Raw genomic sequence first — 18,070 nt, 5'->3', positions numbered from 1 at the left:
AAGAGACGTTCGCGGGTTCACGGTTTGCTTGCGGATTGGCTTGTCGGGCTCTGGGTCGCGATCCGTCCCGGAAAGCGCCGTCGTTCGTCGTCCAGATCACGATCCGTCCCGCTTCGACCGCCGGATACCGGGACGGATTGCGACTTGGACGGATGGGAACACGGATGCCGTTCTGTCTACACAGACGCAGTCGCGGACGACTTCTCCACCGTTTCGGTCGCAGCAGCGCCCCGACGTCGGGACCTCCGGTCAGAGTGGGAACCCGGATGCCGATGACGGGAGGAGCAGTTGCATGCATACTGTAAGCATGCCGAACGTGCTGATCAGGAACCTCGACCCGGCGGTGCACTCCGTGCTCACCGCCCGGGCCGAGGCGCGTGGACAGTCGCTGCAGCAGTACCTCACAGCGGAGCTGACCGAGATGGCGGGGAAGCCGACGCTCACAGAGCTGATCGAGGAGATCCAGCAGCAGCCTGCCCAGCCGAGGATCAGCCCGGACGACATCATCAGCGCGATCCACGAGGGACGCGAAGGACGATGATCGTCGTCGATGCATCCGTCATCATCGACTTCGTCGCCGACACGGGACGGGTGACCAGCCTGCAGTCCCGCCTGATCGGCGAGCGATTGCTCGCACCTGATTTCCTGCCGATCGAGGCGGCATCCGGCCTCCGCGGGCTGAACCTGGGCGGCAAGCTCGCAGACGGTCACCTCGACAGAGCCACTCACTTGCTCCTCAAGCTCCGCATCGACCTGCATCCGTCGCTCACGCTCATACCGAGGGTGATGACGCTCCGTCACAACTTCTCGGCATACGACGCGAGTTACGTCGCCCTTGCCGAGGCCTTCGGGTGCCCGCTGCTCACCTACGACAAGAGACTCGCGAAAGCAGCGCAGGAACACGGATCGATCGACGTCGTCGTGCTCTGAGTACGACTGCGCCTCGACGGCCCGAGCACCTGCCGCGGACTTCTGCGCTTCGCGCGGACGGAATCCCGGAATTCGTCCGCGGCAAGCGCATATCTCCGCGCGAAGCGCACGGGCCCGGAAGCGCAGGCGCGAAGCGCACGAGCGCTAACGACACAGAACGCACCTCACCGCCCGGCGAGCAGCTCCTGAAGCCGCGCCACCTCAGCCGACGGCATCCCGTACCCGTGCTCGGCCGCGGGATACGCACCCGACCGCACCTCCCGCGCGTACTCCTCCACCCCGGCGAGCGCGGCACCGCGCAGGTCGGCGTAGCGCTTGACGAACTTCGCGGCCGGCCCGTCGTAGATGCCGAGCAGGTCGTGCAGCACGAGCACCTGGCCGTCGGCATCCGCTCCCGCCCCGATCCCGATCACCGGGATGGTCAGGCGCTCCACCAGCAGAGCCGTGACCTCGGCCGGCACGGCCTCGACGACCAGCAGGGCGCAGCCGGCATCCTGCAGGGCGAGCGCGTCGTCGATCATCGCGAGCGCCGCCTCGGCGGTGCGCCCCTGGGCGCGATATCCGCCGAGCGCCGTGGCGGTCTGCGGGGTGAGGCCGACGTGGCCGACGACCGGGATGCCGGCGGCGACGATCGCGCGCGCCCGGTCGACCGTTGTGCCGCCCCGTTCGATCTTGACCAGGTCGCAGCCGGCCTCTTTGACGAAGCGCTGCGCGGTCGCGACGGCGAGCTCATCGGATGCCTCGTACGAGCCGAACGGCAGGTCACCGACCAGCAGCGGGCGCGTCAACCCGCGGCGGACGGCGCGCGTGAGCATCAGCATCTCGTCGATCGTGACCGGCACCGTCGACGAGTAGCCGAGCACGGTCATGGCCGCGGAGTCGCCGACCAGCACCATGTCGACCCCGGCCTCCTCGACGATCCGGGCGCTCGGGTGGTCGTAGGCGGTGATCATGACGATCGGCTCACCGGCATCCTTCTTCGCCGCGAGATCTCCCAGCGCGAGGGGCCGCACGGTGCCTGCGACACTCACCGCGCACCCTCGGTGAGCAGCTGATCGACGGCGTCGTCGACCTGGATGATCGCGTTGGCGCGGTCGACGTGCACGACGGTCGGCTGGTAGCTCTCGAGGTCTTTACGGGAGTACTCGCCATAGGAGATGACGATGATCGTGTCGCCGGAGTGCACCAGGCGCGCGGCGGCGCCGTTGACCTGGATGACGCCCGAGCCGCGTTCGCCGGCGATCGTGTAGGTCTCGAAGCGCGAGCCGTTGTCGACGTCGACGACGTGCACCTGCTCGTGTTCGAGGATGTCGGCGGCATCGAGCAGGTCGGCGTCGATCGTGATCGAGCCGACGTAGTTCAGGTCGCTGCCGGTGATGGTGGCCCGGTGGATCTTCGACTTCAGCATGGTGCGTCGCATCAGCGGGTGCCTCTCTCATCGCGAGTGGTCAGGATGTGGTTGTCGATCAGGCGCGCAGCGCCCACCCGTGCCGCCACGGCCAGCAGTGCGTCGCGGTCGACGTGCTCGAGCGGGGTCAGGTCGTCGTTCGAGCGCAGTTCGAGGTAGTCGGGGCGGATGCCGGCGTGCAGCAGCACGCGGCGTGCGGCCTCGAGGATCGTCGCCGCATCCCGCTCCCCTGCAACGTGCAGGTCGGATGCCGCATCCAGGGCGCGGTTCAGGGCCGTGGCCTGCTGCCGGGCATCCGCGTCGAGGTAGACGTTGCGCGAGCTCATCGCGAGGCCGTCGGGCTCGCGCACGATCGGGCACGCCTCGATGCGGACGGGCAGGTTCAGGTCGCGCACGACCTGCCGCACGACCATCACCTGCTGGGCATCCTTCTGCCCGAAGTAGGCGATGTCGGGCGCGACGATGCCGAACAGCTTCGCGACGACCGTCGCGACCCCGTCGAAGTGGAACGCGCCGCGACTTGCACCGTCGAGCACCTCGGTGATGCCGGAGACGTGGATGCTGGTGGCGAAGCCGTCGGGGTAGATCTCGGCAGGTTCCGGGGCGAACAGGATGTCGACGCCCTGCTGCTCGGCGAGCGCCGCATCGCGGGCCTCGTCGCGCGGGTAGGCGGCGAGGTCCTCGCTCGGGCCGAACTGGGTGGGGTTGACGAACAGCGAGACGACGACGAGGTCGTTGTCCGCGCGGGCCGCGCGCATGAGGGAGAGGTGCCCGTCGTGGAACGCGCCCATGGTGGGGACCAGGCCGACGCTGCGGCGGGCGGCGCGCGCCTCGGTGACGGCGGTGCGGATGCCGTCGATGGTGCGGATGATCCTCATGCGCGGGCCTCCGTGCTGGTCGGGGCGGCGACGGTCGCCGGCTCGCGCCGGGCGAGGACTCGGGTGCTCGCGCAGAGCTCGTCGAAGAGCGGAAGGAGTGCGGGGTCGGCGGCCGCGACGGCGTTGCGCTGGCGGTGCACGGTCGCCTCGTCGCCGCGGGCGATCGGTCCGGTCAGCGCCTGTCGCGCGCCGGTGCGCACCCAGTTGTCGACGGTGCGGCCCACGAGCGGGGCGAGCAGCTCGCGCGACTCATCGGGGCGGATGCCGGCGGCGCGGGCGACCTGCTCGGCGGCGTCGAGCACGGCGAGCACGAGGTTGGAGGCGATCGATGCGGCCGCGTGATAGCCGGCGCGGTGGGCGTCGTCCACTGCGAAGGGCCGCGCGCCCAGCACGCGTGCGATGCTCTCGGCGGTCGCCCGGGCTTCGGCCGTGCGACCCGCGATGGCCGCGCCGATCCCGTGGAACGCGTCGGCAGTCTCGGTGCCGGTGAAGGTCTGCAGCGGGTGGATGCTGAAGTCGACGTCGTCGAGCGGCGTGACCCCGGAGACATGGCCGAGCAGTCGCGTCTGCGGACGGGCCGTCTTCGCGGCGGTGGCGATCTCGGCATCCGGGACGCAGAGCAGCACCACGTCGGATGCCGGGAGGTTGTCACCTCTGCCGAACGGGCCGCGCACCTCGAGCCCGGCGTGCCGCAGGGCGGCGGCGAGCACGCCGCCGAGACGACCGGCGCCGACGATGGCGATAGACGTTGCGAGGGGTGCGGGCGAGGTGCTCATTCCGCGATGAGTATCCGCCCGCGGCATCCACCCCACCAAATCGCAGAGCAGATCGCGCAGCTTACACATTCATCCATTAGATGAAATGGCGTCATAATCACTGTGTCGCTTGGCTAATCGATTTCCAGACGTTTTCGAACCAGGTCCAGGTTCGACCTGCACCCACCGTCGCATCCGGCATCCTCAACCCAATAGCCTGGACCAATGCACTCTCCTGCTCCGAGCCCGGACGCCCTGATGAACGGACTGCGAGGAGCGATTCGCGACCCGCATCCGCTCGCGCTGCTGGATGCCGCGAGCATGCTCGCGGTGGCGACGGAGACCGACCCGATCGCCGACCTGCGCGCGCAGGTGACGGGTCGCCCGGTGCGCGAGAAGCCGGTCGCCCGTGACGGATTCATCGAGATGCTGTTGGACGTCGGCGAACGCGAGACCGACGCGCTGCTGCTGGTGTGGGCGCACATGCTCGGCGACGAGGCCGCCGGCGACCGCATCCGGCGCGAGGTGCGGAGTCGCCGGCATCCGCTGCCACGGTGGCTGCACCATCTCGACGAGGTGCGGCCGACGCGCGCCGTGCAGATCTCGCACGTGCTCGACGACGGTGACAACCTGTTCATCGGCGTCGAGACGCCCGGCCGCTCGTTCACGATCGTGCTGTACATCGACCACAACATGGGCACGATTCCGAAGGACGGCTACACCGTCGATCAGCCGATCGGCGAGCTGATCGGCTTCAGCGAGCGTCAGAGCGTGCCCGACACCACGATGACCGAGCTGCTGCTCGAAGACGCCCGCGCACGGCTCGAAGAGGTGCTGCTGAACGAGAGCCGGCTGCTGGATCCGTTCGAGAACGACGGCTGGCCGGGCGCCAGGCCGCTGCTGCAGTGGATGATCCGGCTGATGCCCGAAGGCGGCGAGGGTTACGAGAGAACGGAATGGACGGATGCCGCGCTGCGCGGCATCCTGGACGATTTCGCCGGTTCACCGTTCGCGGAGGGCGCCGACTCGGACACCCTCGACCGCGTGGCCACGCTCTTCTCGTTCGCGTCGAACTACGGCCGCGCCGACCCGCTGCACTGGAGCGCCGTCGTCGTCGAGATCATGCTCGTCGATCTGCTGCCCCGCAAGATGCTCGCCAGCCAGAAGTATCTGCGCGGGATGCCCGACGCCATCCGGCGGGTGGTGCGGTTCGCCCATGCCGAGCGCAGCATCCCGTCGGTCTACACCGACGAGGCGCTGGGGGCGGTCGACGAGTACGCGCCGCAGTTCCGGCAGCAGATCACCGGCGGTGCGACGCGGCGTCCAGTTCTCGGCGCCGCATCCGATGACGCGATCCGTGCGTTGGCGGACGAGGCGATCCGCACCCTGAGCGACTCGTCGGACGTTGACGGTTTCGATGACTTCCTTCTTCGTGACACGGCCGCACGGGTCGGCGGGTTCAGGGTGCTGGACGAACTCGACGACACACCACTGCCCGACGAGCCCCTCGCGCTGGCGGCGATTCCCGCCGCCGCGCGCGAAGCCGCCGCGCAGATCGACGAGCTTCTCGACCGCGTGTGCATGGAGTTCTTCCAGAATGTGGAGCTGCGCACGGCTGCCCGGCGGATGCTCGCTCAGATCGCCGTGACAGACCCTCACACGATCGTGCGCGGCAAGGCGGTCAACACCGCGGCGGCGATCTGCTTCATCGTCGGGCATGCCAACGACCAGTTCAGCACGCACGCGCGCACGCGGCCCACGTTCACGATCAAGGACATGGTCGCATTCCTGGGCGTGAAGAACCCGCCCAACGATCGGGCGACGGGGCTGCTGCGGGCGCTGGGCATCAAGTACCGCGACTGGCTGGATGCCGGCTATCCGCTGGGGGACGCGACCCTGCTGATTGCCGCCGAGCGTGCCGAGCTGGTCGCACAGCGGGATCGGCTGCGCTCCTCTCTCGAAGAGGACTGAGCAGGGTCAGCTGTCGCGCTGAGCGCGCACCAGCTCGGCCAGCTGAGGGAAACTCACCGACACGGTCTGCCAGAGCAGATCGGTGTCGATGCGGTCGTCGTGATGCACGACGAAGTCGCGCGTTCTCGCGGCCGCACGCCAGAGGGGATCGGCGAAGCGATCGCGGTCGGCCGCGACCAGGCGCTTCGCGAGATCCCCGACGCGGTTCACGAGCGCTTCGAATGCCAGCGGCAGCGCCGCGTCATGCTCAAAATCCTCAGGCCCTCGCTCGGCAAGCCGGGCGGCCTGCTGAAGCGTCGACTCAAGATCGGCGAGCCAGCATGCGATGCGGTCAGGATCGTTCACAGGGCAACCGCGTCGCGCAGGATCGCCTCGTCGCGCTCTGCATCCAGACCGCGTGCGGACACCGCGGAGACGGGAACGCCGAGGATGAGTTCGAGGTCGAGTTCGAACTGCGCGATGTCGAACAGCGTCGCGTCGTCGGCGGGCGTGACGAGCAGGTCGACGTCGCTGCCGGCGGTCTGCTCGCCCAGCGCGACGGAGCCGTACACCCGCACGTCGGCAAGCCGAGATGCCGCCGCCAGCCGTTCGATGACCGGTTTCAGTTCGCGCAGTCGGGCGAGGTCCGCCTGCGGCCGTTCCGGATGTTCGCTGAGCGCGAGGTACTGGCGGTACGGCACGAGCGCCGCCTCGGGCCGGCGGTGAGATCCGATCACGACGACCTCGAGATCGTCCTGCGCACGGAAGTCGGCGAGCAGCCTCGACAGGCCTGCACGGGCCTCGGCGACCGGCATCACATCCATGACGCACCTCCTGTACAGAAAAGTGTACAGCTGCGGCATCCGCTCTACTCTGGATGCTCTGCCTCTTTCTCGAGGAATCTTCCCCCCTGGAGCCATCCCCATGTCTGCAACGACCGTCGACGACCGCGCCCGCTACCGCGCGAACCCTTCTGTGCTGACGGCGCTGAAGAGCCCGCGGATGCTGACCCGCGAGGTGCTCGCCGGGCTCGTCGTGGGTCTCGCGCTGATCCCCGAGGCGATCGCGTTCTCGGTGATCGCGGGCGTCGACCCGAAGGTCGGACTGTTCTCGTCGTTCATCATGGCGGTGTCGATCGCCTTCCTCGGCGGGCGGCCGGCGATGGTGACCGCGGCGACCGGGGCGGTGGCGCTGGTGATCGCGCCGGTGGCGCCCACGTACGGCCTCGACTACTTCATCGCGACGGTGATCCTGGCGGGGGTGTTCCAGGTGATCCTCGGGGTGCTCGGGGTCGCGAAGCTGATGCGGTTCATTCCGCGCAGCGTGATGGTCGGGTTCGTGAACGCGCTGGCGATCTTCGTGTTCAGCTCGCAGTTCCCGCAGCTGATCGATGTGCCGTGGCTGGTGTATCCGCTGGTGGCGCTGGGCATCGCGGTGATGATCGTGATGCCCAGGATCACGAAGGTGATCCCGGCGCCGCTCGTGTCGGTGGTGATCGTCACCGGCGTGGTGCTGGCGTTCGCGATCACGGTGCCGACGGTGGGCGATCAGGGCGAGCTGCCCGAGAGCCTGCCGTCGCTGTTCGTGCCCGACGTGCCGCTCACGTGGGAGACGTTCTCGATCATCGCGCCGTTCGCGCTCGGGGTGGCGCTGGTGGGACTGATGGAGTCGCTGCTCACCGCGAAGCTCGTCGACGAGATCACCGACACGCACTCGCGCAAGGGGCGCGAGGCGTGGGCGCAGGGAGTCGCGAACATCCTGTCGGGTGCGTTCGGCGGCATGGGCGGATGCGCCGTGATCGGCCAGACCATGATCAACGTGAAGGAGTCGGGCGCCCGCACCCGCATCTCGACGTTCTGCGCCGGTGTCTTCCTGTTTCTGCTGGTCGTCGTGTTCGGCGACTTCGTCGCGACCATCCCGATGGCCGCGCTGGTCGCCGTGATGATCATGGTCGCGATCGGCGCGTTCGACTGGCACAGCGTGCGGCCGTCGACGCTGAAGCGGATGCCGAAGAGCGAGACGTTCGTCATGGTGTCGACCGTCGTGCTCGTGCTGCTGACGCACAACCTGGCGATCGGCGTGGTCGGAGGGGTGCTGGTCGCCTCGGTGCTGTTCGTGCGCCGGGTCGCGCACTTCGTCAACGTGACAAGGACGGTGACGGACGGGGTGGCGCGGTACGTCGTGGAGGGCGAGTTGTTCTTCGCGTCGAGCAACGACCTGACGACGTTGTTCTCTTACGTTGACGACCCTGCTCGCGTCGTGATCGACCTCACCGGGTCGCACGTGTGGGATGCGTCGACCGTCGCCGCGTTGGATGCCATCGAGACGAAGTACGCCGCGCACGGCAAGACCGTGGAGATCGTCGGGATGAACGACGCGAGCGGGACCTTCCACGGACGATTGTCGGGCCGCTTCGACTGATTCGGCTGCCGTTGTCAACCTCTTCCCCGATTGCGCCTCCGGATGCGACTCTGGTGACCCACCGACAGGAGGCACCCCATGACCGATCCCACCCCGTTCCCCACCGACCCGCTCGAGCCCGACGGCACCGACCCCGATCTGAGTCAGGATGCTGACGAGGAGCACCCTGACGATCGCGCCCCGACGCTCGACGAGCAGACAGAGGATCTCTGATCGCCGCCGAGGAGCAGGGCCGCAACGAGGACTATCCGCCGGTTCCCTGAGCGATCAGGTCAGCTTCTCGAACACCATCGTCGCCTGGATGCGATCGCCACCGCCGAACCCGGTCGTGCCGGAAGACGCGGTGGTGATCGTGTGCAGCCGGTAGCCGAGTGCCGCCTGCTTGTTGATGACCTTCTCGAGCTCGGTGAGGTTGCCCGAGCCCGAACCCCAGAACTTCTCTTTGAGCACGACCTGCAGCACCACGTAGCTCATGCCCTGCGGCGCCGGCCGCGGCTGGGCGCCCGCTTCGGCATCCGCCTTGACGCGGTTGATCATCCCCTCGATCCCGGGCTCCTGCGCTGCGGGCGGCTGCACTTGGTCGGTCCACTGCTGCCCGTCCCACCACCGCATCGCGCCGGATCCGTCGTCGTACCAACCGGCCTGTGCGTCGCTCATGACTTCCCCTCCCGCGGCCGCCGATCGCGGCCGACTTGAACGTCACCGTAGCGGCAAACCCGCCGAGTAAACGCCGATGTCAGTCTGCACGCTCTGCAGTGACCCGCGCTCAACACCCGACGGCATATTTGGGGCAGGATGAAATCGTGGAGACATTCAAGCGAACCCCTCTGCAGCTCTTCAATCTTCCGCAGAACTTCATGATTCCGCTGTTCCAGCGGCCGTATGTGTGGAAGGAGAGCGAGCAGTGGGAGCCGCTGTGGAACGATGTTCGTCGAGTAGCCGAGATCCGCATCGCAGAGCCCCACATGAACGCGACCCACTTCTTGGGTGCGGTGGTCATTCAGTCTCACGAAGCTCAAAGCAAGCGATACACGATTTGGAACGTGATCGACGGCCAGCAGCGGTTGACGACGTTGCAGCTTCTTGCAGATGCCACCTGCGCCCTGTTCGCCGAAGCAGGCGAGATGCGGCTCGCGGGGCAGCTCGAACGGCTCACACATAATGACGACGTCTACGTCGAGGACGGCGAGGGTCGTCTGAAGGTACGCCACCTGAACAAGGACAGAGACGCCTTCGATGAGGTCATGACTGCGGAGCCGCCCGTAGATCACGGTGATCTGAAGCACGCAGATTCGCAGATCGTGCGAGCACACGCCTATTTCTCGCGGGTCGTTGAGCAGTGGCTCGGCAAGACTGGCTCGGACGCCTACGAATCGAAAGCCAAGGAGCTCACGAGCGTTCTTCTCGATGGCCTCCAGCTGGTGTCAATCGAGCTCGCGGCCTCGGAGAACTCGCAGGAGATCTTCGAGACGCTCAACGCTCGCGGCACTCCACTCACGGCCGCGGACCTCGTTCGCAACTTCGTCTTCCAGCGTCTCGCCGCGGAGGGTGGTGACACCGAGAAGGCGTACCGTGAAGACTGGCCATTCGAGACGAAGTTCTGGATGAAAGACGTGAGCGTCGGCCGCAACCTCATCAGCCGCAGCTCGCTGTTCCTCAACCAGTGGCTTGTCGCCCGAACCGGCGAGGAGATCAGCCCTCAATCGACGTTCACCCGGTTCAAGTCATACGTCGAGCTCGAGTCGAACCAGCGGATGGCCGAGATGCTTCCAGTGTTGAAGCAGCAAGCGCAGCAGTACGAGGCATGGACTGAGGCCGCAAGCCGGCCCGGTGGAAGTCTCGATCGAACGGAGATGGCGGTCTATCGGATGCAGGCCGGCGGCGTCGAGCTCCTCAAACCTCTGCTGATCTGGCTGCACGAGCCTGGCAGAGCGTATTCATCCACAACGATTTCGGCGATCATTCGCGCGGCCGAGAGCTGGATGGTGCGCCGCCAGCTCCTGCGTCTGACGAGCGGCGACCTCGGCCGCATCGTGGCTGACCTCATCGCAGCGAACACCGACGCGCCGGCGGAGGAACTAGCGGAGAGGGTGACAGGTCAACTTGCCCGACTCAACGTCACCAGCACGTACTGGCCGGGTGACGAGGAGATCCGCCAGACACTGACGACGGAAGCGGCGTACACCCGGTTTCCCCGAGGCCGGCTCCGGATGCTTTTGGAAGCCGCCGAGGACAACTTCCGCTCAGAGACCGGACAACCGCAGATCGAGCGCAAGGGCTACCCGATCGAGCATCTGCTTCCTCGGAATTGGAAGGACACCTGGCCGGTCGGAACGTCTGAGGAAGCCGAAGCTAGACAAGCACACGTACATCTGCTTGGAAATCTCACGCTTCTGACCACGTCGCTCAACTCGAAGGTTTCGAACGGCCCCTGGGAGTCGAAACGATCTGCCCTGCAGAACCACAACACGATCACCCTCACCGGTCGCGTGATCAAGCGCACCGAGTCTCACGCGTGGGACGAAGAGTTGATCAAGGAACGAACGACGAGTCTGATCGATGCACTGCTCCGAGTCTGGCCCGTGCCGCACGGACACCATGGAAAGGTCGTCGACCCTCAGACGAAGGCTGGCGATTGGGTCGAGCTGAAGCATCTCATCGAGGCTGGCCTGCTCGCACCGGGCGACAAGGTCATCGCCACACATCGCGATTACCGTGGCCGCGAAGGAACGATCACGTCCAGCGGGGCTATCGATCTCGCTGGCAAACAATACGAGTCACCATCCGCCGCAGGACGGGCACTCCGCCAGCGTTCGACCAACGGTTGGTACTTCTGGGCCGTGGCCGACGGACGGCGGCTTCGAGATGTACGTGCGGAGTTCCAGAATGCTGTTCCCGCCGAAGACCCCTCGACGCTCTCATCGCTGTGACGGTCGCTGCTAGGGCTGGACGCAGAGCAACTGACCCGCCTCAGGCGACGAAATGGCTAGCTTGAACGCTGGGCGCGACAGCATTCAACTTTGATCCGGCTCCTCGGCGGCTTCCGGTGCGCCGGCCTGTTTGCGCCCGAACAACGTGCCGAACGCGCTCGCAACACCACCTGCCGCGCCCTTGATCGCCGCACCCGCCTCCTCTGCGGCCGCGGCGGCACGAGGCTTGTCGGGCACTCCGTCGCCGTCGATGTCGACCGCACGGAATGCTTCGGTCGCCCGGTCGATCGTCGTGCTCCCGAAGCGCGACGCCGCGTTTGCACCTTCGGTTGCGGTGGCCAGCACTCGTTCACCGGCCTCGGCGGCTGCCTGACGCCAGCGCTTCGCGTCTCTGGCATCGTGATCGCCCTCGATCCCGAGACGACCACGCAACTCGATCACACGGACTGCGACGCTGTTGCTCGACTTGACGGCAGCCGGCGCATCGAACGGGTTCAGAAGAACCTTCCCGTTCGCACGTTGAACTGTCGCTTCCATCTGAGCCAGAAGCGTTCCCGTCGTACGCGCGATCAGCTCCAACCGCTTTTCCCGCGCGGCCCGCAATCCTGCGCGGTGACTCTCGAGATCTTCGGGCGCCCCATCGAGCACTCGGTCCAGTTCGAGTATCGAGGTGCCCTCCTGCAGCTGGAAGGTGCGAGCCAGCACCGCGAGCCACTCGCGCACCCGCGGCTCTGCATCGCGCGTCGCCTTCGCGACCTCACCGAGATCCGCCTTGGACGCAAGCTTCTCGGCGATCGCATCGAGCTGGCGGAGTGCATACGCCTGGGTTCGGGCGAGTGTCATGCTCGTGCCCTGCACCTTCGACCACGTCACGTCCGAAACGCGTCCGACGCGGTCGCGTACGGTGAGTGCCTCTTCGATGACGAGGTCGACGCCGATCATGTCGGCCAGCACGGCATCCTTCTGCGCGCGCAGAACGTCGTCGAGCTTCTCGCTCACCTCCTGCAGGTACTCGACGATGGCATCCATCTGCTCCTGCATCGCGCGCTGCTGCATCATCGTCGACAAGGCCGTGAGTGCGAACGGCCCGCTGAGGAGCATCGTCGAGGCCTGATCGATCTGCAACCATCTGCCCACCTCGCCCGGCTGGCCGATCATCGCGTGGCGAACGCCGGGAGGGCCATCCTTGACAGCCATCAGCCCGAAGTCGTGCATCGCTTTGGCGGAGTCCGCAGTGAGCTTGACCCAGCGTCCCGAGTTCGCCGCGACATCTCCTGCGACGCCGACCGCGGCACCCGCGGTGTTGGTGAGGGATCGAAGGCGCTGGACGTCGAGATCACGCGAGGGGAGGCGATCCAAGCCTGCGGAAAGGAAGAACCGTTCCACATCGGTCGCATTGCCGACGACAGCCAGACCCTCTTCGTCAGCCACCAGCTCGAGTTCGCTACTCATGGTCACCTGCTCACCTTCCGGGCTCGGACACCCCTCGAGCCCACCTTCTCTGCCGAGATTACTGGGTGGGTCCCCCGCTGCGTTGTCGCACCATGCCGACGGAATGATCGACGGGCGCCCACCTCCGCCGGTACAGCTCCGCGGGCCTCCCCCGTCCACCACGCTCGAGCTCTCCCGTCGCCACCAGGTGCGGCATCATGGCGCGCCGGAAGGTGTCGGGCTGCAGCTCGATGTCCAGTACCGCCTCATGCACGGTGCGCAGCCGGCTCAGCGTGAATGGTCCGTCGATCAACTCGGAGGGGTCGGGTGTGTCGGCGTACCGTGCACGAACGGCGTCGACCGCGAAGGCGATGATGCGGTCGTGGTCGAACGCGAGCGGCGGCAGGCGGCGCACGTCGGCGACCAGCGCGTCATCGGGCAGAGCATCGACACGCACGACATCGAAGAACGCCACACTCAGCACGCGCCCGCGATCGTCGCGGTCGAGGGCATCGAAGACGTGAAGCTGCCTGGGCGCGAGCCCCTCCACGCCCGCCTTCTGGCGAAGCGAGCGCAGCACCGCCTCGGCGAGCAGCTCACCCTCGTGCAGAAAGGTGCCCGGCAGTCGCTCCGGCATCCGATCCTCGGCGGGCAACAACAGCGCACCCAGCCCTCCTTCGGCGCTCAGTGTCAGCACGGCCGTATCCACCGCGACCGAGGGCCGAGGGAATGCATCGAGGGGGCGCATGCGCACATTTTACGCACTCTTGCGCAATGTCGGAGGTCGGGGCATACTCATCTCAATGAATTAACGCAGATGTGATCAAATTAGGAGACGTCATGGCCGAGAAGAAGATTCGCGGGAGCATCCGGTGCACCCTCACCGGTGGGCCGCTCGACGGCGCCTGCTACCGCGACCTCCCGAATCCGGGCGATCAGCCCGCATCGGCTCGATTGAGCATCCCGCTCTCGCAGCCCGCCGAGGCCAGCGTCCGTGCGCTGCACGTGTGCGAGCATCCAGGCGCACCCGATGACGTGTGGCAGTTCAGTTACGTCCGCACCGTCTTCCCCGAACTCCCCGTGGGCACGCAGGCGTCGTTCGCCTGAAAATCGAAAGGTTCACCATGACGATCAACAGCATCCAGCTCGACCGCGCGATCGGCGCGGTGACCGCATCCGCGGCCGGTGACGCCCTCGGATCGCAGTACGAATTCGGCCCGGCTCTGCCCGACACGATAACCCCGAGCTTCGGCACCGGGGTCTTCGGCCACGCCCCCGGCGAGTGGACTGACGATACGAGCATGGCCATCCCCGTGCTCGAGGCGCTGGTTGCGGGGCGCGACCTCGTCGACGCCGACGTCCGCACTGACATCGTGCGCGCCTGGATCGAATGGGCGCGCACCTCGAAGGATGTCGGGGCGCAGACTCGAGCGGTCTTCGCGGGCATCCGAGGCTCGATCACCGCGGATGCTGCGCTGGCGTCCTCCCGCGAGCATCACGAACGCTTCGGCCGCAGCGCCGGCAATGGATCACTCATGCGCACCGGCCCTGTCGCGCTCGGATATCTGCAGCGCTCGCCTGCTGAGCTCGTGGATGCGGCGAGCGCGATCGCCCGCCTCACGCACGGAGGATGACAACGCCGACGCCTGCGCGTTGTGGTGTCTGGCTATCCGGCACGCGATCCTGACCGGCGAACTCAACGTGCGGGCGCAGCTGCAGCACATTCCGACCGAGCGGCGGGCCCGGTGGGCGGGGCTCGTCGATGAGGCGCTCGAACCGGGCGCTCACCCGCGTGATTTCCAGGCCCAGAACGGATGGGTGGTGCGTGCGTTCCAGGCGGCGCTCGCGGCCGTCGCCGGAGCGACATCGCTGACGGATGCCGTCGAGCGCGCGATCCGCGGCGGAGGCGATACCGACACCGTGGCGGCGATCGCGGGATCGCTCGCCGGCGCCGTGTTCGGCGGTTCGGCGGTGCCCCTGGAGTGGCAACTCGCCGTGCACGGCTGGTCCGACTACCGCCTGAACGATCTCGCGCGGCTCGCGACCCTCGCCGCCCGCGGAGGGTCCGACAACTAGCGCGGAGGGCCACCTGCCGTTCCGGCCGAACAGTGGCACCCAGGCATCCGGTGCGACCCGGATGTCCCCGCCTCCTGCTACAGTCGCTTTCAGGTTCAAGAGTTGCAGCCATCGGTACCTGGCCGGCTGCACGGCAACCCTCCTCCATCGAGCGGGGTGCCCCAGGGGAAGAACCGGTCCGGCGCGACCGCGTGCGGGCAAGTCGATGGGTTGATGCCGGTCCGTTCGGGATGCGACGGCATCGCCCTTCCGCTGAAGGGATAGAGCGATGGATGCTCAGCACTACCGTGAAGACCGAACAAGCCTCGAACTCGAGCGGCTGCTCCACCACGACTTCGTCATTCCGATCAGTCGTGGGATCACCACCAAGTTCGTGGCGGAGAACTACCCGGGCTGGACGTGGAACGAACTGATCCGAGTGCTCAATGCAGCACAAGTCCGTGTTGCGCGGCCGGGCGCGCCGAGCGTCTGCCACGAAGACGTGGTGCGGGTGCAGTTCGACAGCGAGCGTTCGTGGCGCGTGGAGTGGAAGGACGGCTCCATCACCGAGGGACCCGAGCCGGTCGGCACCACCCGTTCCACGCCCTCCGCGGGAATCGAGACCGGTGTCCACGATCTCTCCACAGGCATGGTCGTCGAGCTTCCCGGAACTCCCGAATCGATCATCGCAGGGACGCCCCGTGTCGCACCGGACTCGGAGGGTTGGCCGGCCGACGAGCATCCGATCTTCATCGATGCCGGGTTCGGTAGCATCCGCGGGTCTTCCCCCATCGTGGATGGACTCGGCCAGCTGCGACGCCTCACACCTGGCGCGATCGTGCGGGCTGACGTCGGCGCCGACGAGTTCGCGCGGGAGTGGCGCGACATCCTCGCCGAGAAGCCGACGAACGCCGACCAGTGGGAGTACGCGGTGGATGAGCCGCAGCCGCGAGGTGACTCGCGTCGTTCAGGCCCGATTCCGATCGCAGAAGCCCTCGAGCGAGTGCGCACCAGCCATGGCGCGCGGCTCCAGCGTCGCCCGGTCGGCAGTTGGGGTACGGTTCCCACGCCCTTCCCCTCGCCCGAGGCGATGGGGTGGGCGGATCTCGAGTCGGTGAAGGACGATTGGCACGCGGCGATGAGCGAGTTCGCGCCGAGCCATCGCGGCAGTATCAGCCGCATGGGTGGCATCGACGCGACGCCCACCGGGTGGATCGAGTTCGCGCGCAGGGCCGCGGCAGTCGGGTTCTCGCCGAGCGGGTACCGGATGCTGGGAACCGCGCACCTCGCGTGGACCGCGCGTCAAGCGAACCTGAGGGTCGCGAGACCGCGCGAGATTCCGGCGTTCGCAGCGATCGAATTCTGGGCTCGGTTCCCTGGCCTGCTCGATGAAGGGCTCAGCCCCCTGCAGGCTATCGAACAGATCATCCGCACCCAGTGAGCGCTGAGGGGCGCCGAAATCCGCTCGGCGCCCCTAATTCGGTATGACCACGCACCGATAGCGCGCTCGCGTCAGCCCGACGTAGAGCAGATCGAACCAGTCGAGCCCTTCACCACGCACGAAGGTGGACCCCTCGTCGCCGATGTCGGTCAGGATGACCGCTTCAGCATCCAGACCCTTGTACTTGAAGATCGATCCCCACCGCACCCGTCCCGCTGGCGTACGCGGCGCACCCGAAGCCGGCGCGGGCGTCGCCACGCTCGCCTCAACGGCCACACCGGTGCTCGTGATATCCACAGCCCCGAGCTCCGGCTCCACCCGCAACCGGTCGCGCAACCACCGCTCCTCTTTCGAGAAGCTGGTCGCGGCGAGCAGCTTGCCGGCCAGAGAGTTGCGCGCACCAAACGGGCTGAGAACGACGATGTCGTGAGGCTGGTGATGCTCGAGCAGTTCCCGCAGGGCCGCGGCGAGCGTGTGCGTCACGTCGGAGTCGGACGGCACCTGTTTGACGCTCAGAGCACCGTCGATCGTTGAGGTCAGCCGGTGACCGCGATAGCCGAACCTCCGCGACAGCAGGCTCTCGGCTGCGCTGGTGAGTCCGGCGACCTGGCGGAGTCCGCGCGTGAGTGAGACGTGAGTGAGGTCGGAGACGCGTTCCTTCGCGGTGGTGAACGGATCCACGTGATCCGCCGTCGGCCGAAGGATCTGCTGCCGCGCGTCGCCGGCGAACGCGAGTTTGACCCCCGATCCCGTACCACCGCGGGTGAGCGCGAAGATCACATCAAGAACGGCAGGGTGGCTCGCGATGTCCTGGAACTCGTCGACGCACACCGCGTCGTACTCCCCCAGCGCAGGGTCGTCCCGCACCGCGGCGAGCGCTCGAGCAGGAAGCTCCTGCGTGTACCAGTCTGGCCCGGCATCCGCCGGGTTCTCCTCGAGGCCGACGAGCCGCAGCATGAGCGAGTTGATATCAGTCGCGACGATGCCGCGGCTGGCCCGCAAGCTGTCACGCAGCTCCTCGGCCATGAGCACGTTCCAGCAGACGACGAGCGTTCGATGATCGGCATGCCACCGCTTGGCCAGCTGCGCCAGCAGATAGCTCTTGCCCGTTCCGGCCGGCCCCTCGAAGTAGATGTGATCGTTGCGTTCGATCATGTCGAGCACGGCCTTCTGCTCACGAAGGAGATGACGCTCCTCGTCGAGTCGCTCGAGCTTGCGATCAGCGAGTGAGCGCCCGCCCGCGAAGTCACCGAGCAGCGCGCCCGCGATGTCCTCGACGTGCTCGCGTGTCATGGCCGTCGGATCGTGGTCGACACCGTCGACCTGCGAGTACCAGGCGTCGTGCTCGTCGAAGACCTTCTGAATCGCTTTGACCGGATGCTGCAGGTCGCCCCGCCACGCGAGCTCCCACTCGAAGAACTGCATGTCACCCGGTGTCGCGTTCTTGAACTGGTAGCGGTCAAGCGAGGTGAACCACACGAGCCGAGCGATCGGCTCGGACCCGGTGAGCACCTCACGCTTCTTGAGGTAACCGCGCAAGCTCCGGATGCTGCCGTCGAGCTGACCGAACGGGCTCTTGTCGGGGTTCGGGATGCGATCGAGCCGCCACTCGCCGTCTTTGTACTCGACGTACTCCGGGCTCTTCGCCTCGACCACGACGATGCCCTGACGCGGAACGAGGATGATGAAATCCGCCTCCCCCTGGAACTGCGCCGCATGCCGCCGCACCTCGAGACTGTGCAGAACAATCCAGTCATCGGCGTCGTGCGCACCGGCGAATGCGTCGAAGATGCGCGTCTCAGAGACGTTCGCCCCCTTGCGTGGGCGCGGCGGAATCATGCGGGTGATGATTCGGATGCTAGCGGGAGCGC

At 67.0% G+C, this 18,070-nt stretch carries 20 protein-coding genes and 1 riboswitch; of the genes, 10 read left to right on the top strand and 10 right to left on the bottom strand.

Going from position 1 to position 18,070, the window contains the following annotated elements:
- Window positions 1-307 precede the first annotated feature (307 nt).
- Together H7694_RS00255 and H7694_RS00250 are read left to right on the top strand one after the other, a co-directional pair.
- Window positions 308-541 carry a FitA-like ribbon-helix-helix domain-containing protein gene (locus H7694_RS00255; RefSeq protein WP_227468199.1) on the top strand — a complete coding sequence of 78 codons (234 nt, stop codon included), beginning with the start codon at window positions 308-310 and terminating at the stop codon, window positions 539-541.
- On the top strand, window positions 538-930 hold the full coding sequence (locus H7694_RS00250; protein ID WP_193597608.1) for a type II toxin-antitoxin system VapC family toxin: 393 nt from the start codon (window positions 538-540) through the stop codon (window positions 928-930). The genes H7694_RS00255 and H7694_RS00250 overlap by 4 nt, the downstream gene beginning before the upstream one ends.
- A 164-nt stretch (window positions 931-1,094) precedes the next feature.
- Here the strand turns inward: H7694_RS00250 and panB are convergent, their stop codons facing one another.
- From panB to H7694_RS00230, 4 genes are read right to left on the bottom strand one after another with little or no spacing between them, the layout of a single operon-like run.
- Entirely contained in the window at window positions 1,095-1,961 is an 867-nt protein-coding gene (gene panB / locus H7694_RS00245; RefSeq protein ID WP_193597607.1) for a 3-methyl-2-oxobutanoate hydroxymethyltransferase, read from the bottom strand.
- Window positions 1,958-2,350 carry an aspartate 1-decarboxylase gene (panD, locus tag H7694_RS00240; protein WP_193597606.1) on the bottom strand — a complete coding sequence of 131 codons (393 nt, stop codon included), beginning with the start codon at window positions 2,348-2,350 and terminating at the stop codon, window positions 1,958-1,960. The genes panB and panD overlap by 4 nt, the downstream gene beginning before the upstream one ends.
- Window positions 2,350-3,216: a pantoate--beta-alanine ligase gene (gene panC / locus H7694_RS00235; RefSeq protein ID WP_193597605.1), complete on the bottom strand. Its 867-nt coding sequence runs from the start codon at window positions 3,214-3,216 to the stop codon at window positions 2,350-2,352. The genes panD and panC overlap by 1 nt, the downstream gene beginning before the upstream one ends.
- Entirely contained in the window at window positions 3,213-3,992 is a 780-nt protein-coding gene (locus H7694_RS00230) for a Rossmann-like and DUF2520 domain-containing protein (RefSeq protein ID WP_193597604.1), read from the bottom strand. Before H7694_RS00230 ends, panC begins: the two co-directional genes overlap by 4 nt.
- 204 nt (window positions 3,993-4,196) lie before the next feature.
- Between H7694_RS00230 and H7694_RS00225 the strand changes: the two genes are divergently transcribed.
- On the top strand, window positions 4,197-5,942 hold the full coding sequence (locus H7694_RS00225; protein WP_193597603.1) for a DUF6398 domain-containing protein: 1,746 nt from the start codon (window positions 4,197-4,199) through the stop codon (window positions 5,940-5,942).
- A 6-nt stretch (window positions 5,943-5,948) separates the two neighbouring features.
- Here the strand turns inward: H7694_RS00225 and H7694_RS00220 are convergent, their stop codons facing one another.
- The gene (locus H7694_RS00220) at window positions 5,949-6,287 is read right to left on the bottom strand and encodes a DUF86 domain-containing protein (RefSeq protein WP_193597602.1); all 339 of its coding nucleotides are present in this window, start codon (window positions 6,285-6,287) and stop codon (window positions 5,949-5,951) included.
- A complete protein-coding gene (locus H7694_RS00215) occupies window positions 6,284-6,784 on the bottom strand; it encodes a nucleotidyltransferase domain-containing protein (protein ID WP_193597601.1) in 501 nt (166 codons plus the stop codon). Before H7694_RS00215 ends, H7694_RS00220 begins: the two co-directional genes overlap by 4 nt.
- Before the next feature lie 61 nt (window positions 6,785-6,845).
- On the opposite strand from H7694_RS00215, the gene H7694_RS00210 reads away from it, so the two are divergent.
- Window positions 6,846-8,342 (top strand): SulP family inorganic anion transporter, encoded by a 1,497-nt coding sequence (locus H7694_RS00210; RefSeq protein ID WP_193597600.1) that lies wholly within the window; start codon window positions 6,846-6,848, stop codon window positions 8,340-8,342.
- 78 nt (window positions 8,343-8,420) lie between these two features.
- Window positions 8,421-8,555: a hypothetical protein gene (locus H7694_RS17765; protein WP_264674909.1), complete on the top strand. Its 135-nt coding sequence runs from the start codon at window positions 8,421-8,423 to the stop codon at window positions 8,553-8,555.
- A 54-nt stretch (window positions 8,556-8,609) separates the two neighbouring features.
- On the opposite strand, the gene H7694_RS00205 is transcribed toward H7694_RS17765, so the two are convergent.
- Window positions 8,610-8,999, bottom strand: a complete 390-nt coding sequence (locus tag H7694_RS00205; RefSeq protein WP_193597599.1) for a DUF2510 domain-containing protein — start codon at window positions 8,997-8,999, stop codon at window positions 8,610-8,612.
- Window positions 9,000-9,145: 146 nt separating this feature from the next.
- On the opposite strand from H7694_RS00205, the gene H7694_RS00200 reads away from it, so the two are divergent.
- Window positions 9,146-11,272: a DUF262 domain-containing protein gene (locus tag H7694_RS00200; protein WP_193597598.1), complete on the top strand. Its 2,127-nt coding sequence runs from the start codon at window positions 9,146-9,148 to the stop codon at window positions 11,270-11,272.
- An 84-nt stretch (window positions 11,273-11,356) separates the two neighbouring features.
- On the opposite strand, the gene H7694_RS00195 is transcribed toward H7694_RS00200, so the two are convergent.
- Together H7694_RS00195 and H7694_RS00190 are read right to left on the bottom strand one after the other, a co-directional pair.
- The gene (locus tag H7694_RS00195; protein ID WP_193597597.1) at window positions 11,357-12,724 is read right to left on the bottom strand and encodes a hypothetical protein; all 1,368 of its coding nucleotides are present in this window, start codon (window positions 12,722-12,724) and stop codon (window positions 11,357-11,359) included.
- Window positions 12,725-12,782: 58 nt separating this feature from the next.
- Window positions 12,783-13,451 (bottom strand): NUDIX hydrolase, encoded by a 669-nt coding sequence (locus tag H7694_RS00190; protein WP_193597596.1) that lies wholly within the window; start codon window positions 13,449-13,451, stop codon window positions 12,783-12,785.
- Between the two features lie 92 nt (window positions 13,452-13,543).
- Here H7694_RS00190 and H7694_RS00185 point away from each other — a divergent pair, with 92 nt between their 5' ends.
- From H7694_RS00185 to H7694_RS00175, 4 genes are all read left to right on the top strand, one after another.
- Window positions 13,544-13,810, top strand: coding sequence for a hypothetical protein (locus tag H7694_RS00185; protein ID WP_193597595.1), 267 nt, complete (start codon window positions 13,544-13,546; stop codon window positions 13,808-13,810).
- A 17-nt stretch (window positions 13,811-13,827) separates the two neighbouring features.
- A complete protein-coding gene (locus tag H7694_RS17760) occupies window positions 13,828-14,337 on the top strand; it encodes an ADP-ribosylglycohydrolase family protein (RefSeq protein WP_264674908.1) in 510 nt (169 codons plus the stop codon).
- The gene (locus H7694_RS17755; RefSeq protein WP_319805260.1) at window positions 14,228-14,779 is read left to right on the top strand and encodes an ADP-ribosylglycohydrolase family protein; all 552 of its coding nucleotides are present in this window, start codon (window positions 14,228-14,230) and stop codon (window positions 14,777-14,779) included. The genes H7694_RS17760 and H7694_RS17755 overlap by 110 nt, the downstream gene beginning before the upstream one ends.
- A 93-nt stretch (window positions 14,780-14,872) precedes the next feature.
- Window positions 14,873-14,989: riboswitch (SAM riboswitch) on the top strand.
- 58 nt (window positions 14,990-15,047) lie between these two features.
- Window positions 15,048-16,199 (top strand): hypothetical protein, encoded by a 1,152-nt coding sequence (locus H7694_RS00175; protein WP_193597594.1) that lies wholly within the window; start codon window positions 15,048-15,050, stop codon window positions 16,197-16,199.
- Between the two features lie 33 nt (window positions 16,200-16,232).
- On the opposite strand, the gene H7694_RS00170 is transcribed toward H7694_RS00175, so the two are convergent.
- On the bottom strand, window positions 16,233-18,038 hold the full coding sequence (locus H7694_RS00170) for a nuclease-related domain-containing DEAD/DEAH box helicase (protein WP_193597593.1): 1,806 nt from the start codon (window positions 18,036-18,038) through the stop codon (window positions 16,233-16,235).
- Window positions 18,039-18,070: the final 32 nt, after the last annotated feature.

This window comes from Microbacterium sp. YJN-G, from assembly GCF_015040615.1.
Taxonomy (GTDB): Bacteria; Actinomycetota; Actinomycetes; order Actinomycetales; family Microbacteriaceae; genus Microbacterium.
Note: the sequence above shows the minus strand (reverse complement) of the source record. Positions and strands in the feature narration are given on the sequence as shown.

What these genes read in the sequence shown, in the direction of transcription:
- H7694_RS00170 (WP_193597593.1), bottom strand. Translation starts at nt 18,038, where the DNA reads ATGATTCCGCCGCGCCCACGCAAGGGGGCGAACGTCTCTGAGACGCGC.
- H7694_RS17755 (WP_319805260.1), top strand. Translation starts at nt 14,228, where the DNA reads ATGGATCACTCATGCGCACCGGCCCTGTCGCGCTCGGATATCTGCAGC.
- H7694_RS17765 (WP_264674909.1), top strand. Translation starts at nt 8,421, where the DNA reads ATGACCGATCCCACCCCGTTCCCCACCGACCCGCTCGAGCCCGACGGC.
- H7694_RS00255 (WP_227468199.1), top strand. Translation starts at nt 308, where the DNA reads ATGCCGAACGTGCTGATCAGGAACCTCGACCCGGCGGTGCACTCCGTG.
- H7694_RS17760 (WP_264674908.1), top strand. Translation starts at nt 13,828, where the DNA reads ATGACGATCAACAGCATCCAGCTCGACCGCGCGATCGGCGCGGTGACC.
- H7694_RS00215 (WP_193597601.1), bottom strand. Translation starts at nt 6,784, where the DNA reads ATGCCGCAGCTGTACACTTTTCTGTACAGGAGGTGCGTCATGGATGTG.
- H7694_RS00190 (WP_193597596.1), bottom strand. Translation starts at nt 13,451, where the DNA reads ATGCGCCCCCTCGATGCATTCCCTCGGCCCTCGGTCGCGGTGGATACG.
- H7694_RS00210 (WP_193597600.1), top strand. Translation starts at nt 6,846, where the DNA reads ATGTCTGCAACGACCGTCGACGACCGCGCCCGCTACCGCGCGAACCCT.
- H7694_RS00230 (WP_193597604.1), bottom strand. Translation starts at nt 3,992, where the DNA reads ATGAGCACCTCGCCCGCACCCCTCGCAACGTCTATCGCCATCGTCGGC.
- panD (WP_193597606.1), bottom strand. Translation starts at nt 2,350, where the DNA reads ATGCGACGCACCATGCTGAAGTCGAAGATCCACCGGGCCACCATCACC.
- H7694_RS00185 (WP_193597595.1), top strand. Translation starts at nt 13,544, where the DNA reads ATGGCCGAGAAGAAGATTCGCGGGAGCATCCGGTGCACCCTCACCGGT.
- H7694_RS00195 (WP_193597597.1), bottom strand. Translation starts at nt 12,724, where the DNA reads ATGAGTAGCGAACTCGAGCTGGTGGCTGACGAAGAGGGTCTGGCTGTC.
- H7694_RS00175 (WP_193597594.1), top strand. Translation starts at nt 15,048, where the DNA reads ATGGATGCTCAGCACTACCGTGAAGACCGAACAAGCCTCGAACTCGAG.
- H7694_RS00225 (WP_193597603.1), top strand. Translation starts at nt 4,197, where the DNA reads ATGCACTCTCCTGCTCCGAGCCCGGACGCCCTGATGAACGGACTGCGA.
- H7694_RS00205 (WP_193597599.1), bottom strand. Translation starts at nt 8,999, where the DNA reads ATGAGCGACGCACAGGCCGGTTGGTACGACGACGGATCCGGCGCGATG.
- H7694_RS00250 (WP_193597608.1), top strand. Translation starts at nt 538, where the DNA reads ATGATCGTCGTCGATGCATCCGTCATCATCGACTTCGTCGCCGACACG.
- panC (WP_193597605.1), bottom strand. Translation starts at nt 3,216, where the DNA reads ATGAGGATCATCCGCACCATCGACGGCATCCGCACCGCCGTCACCGAG.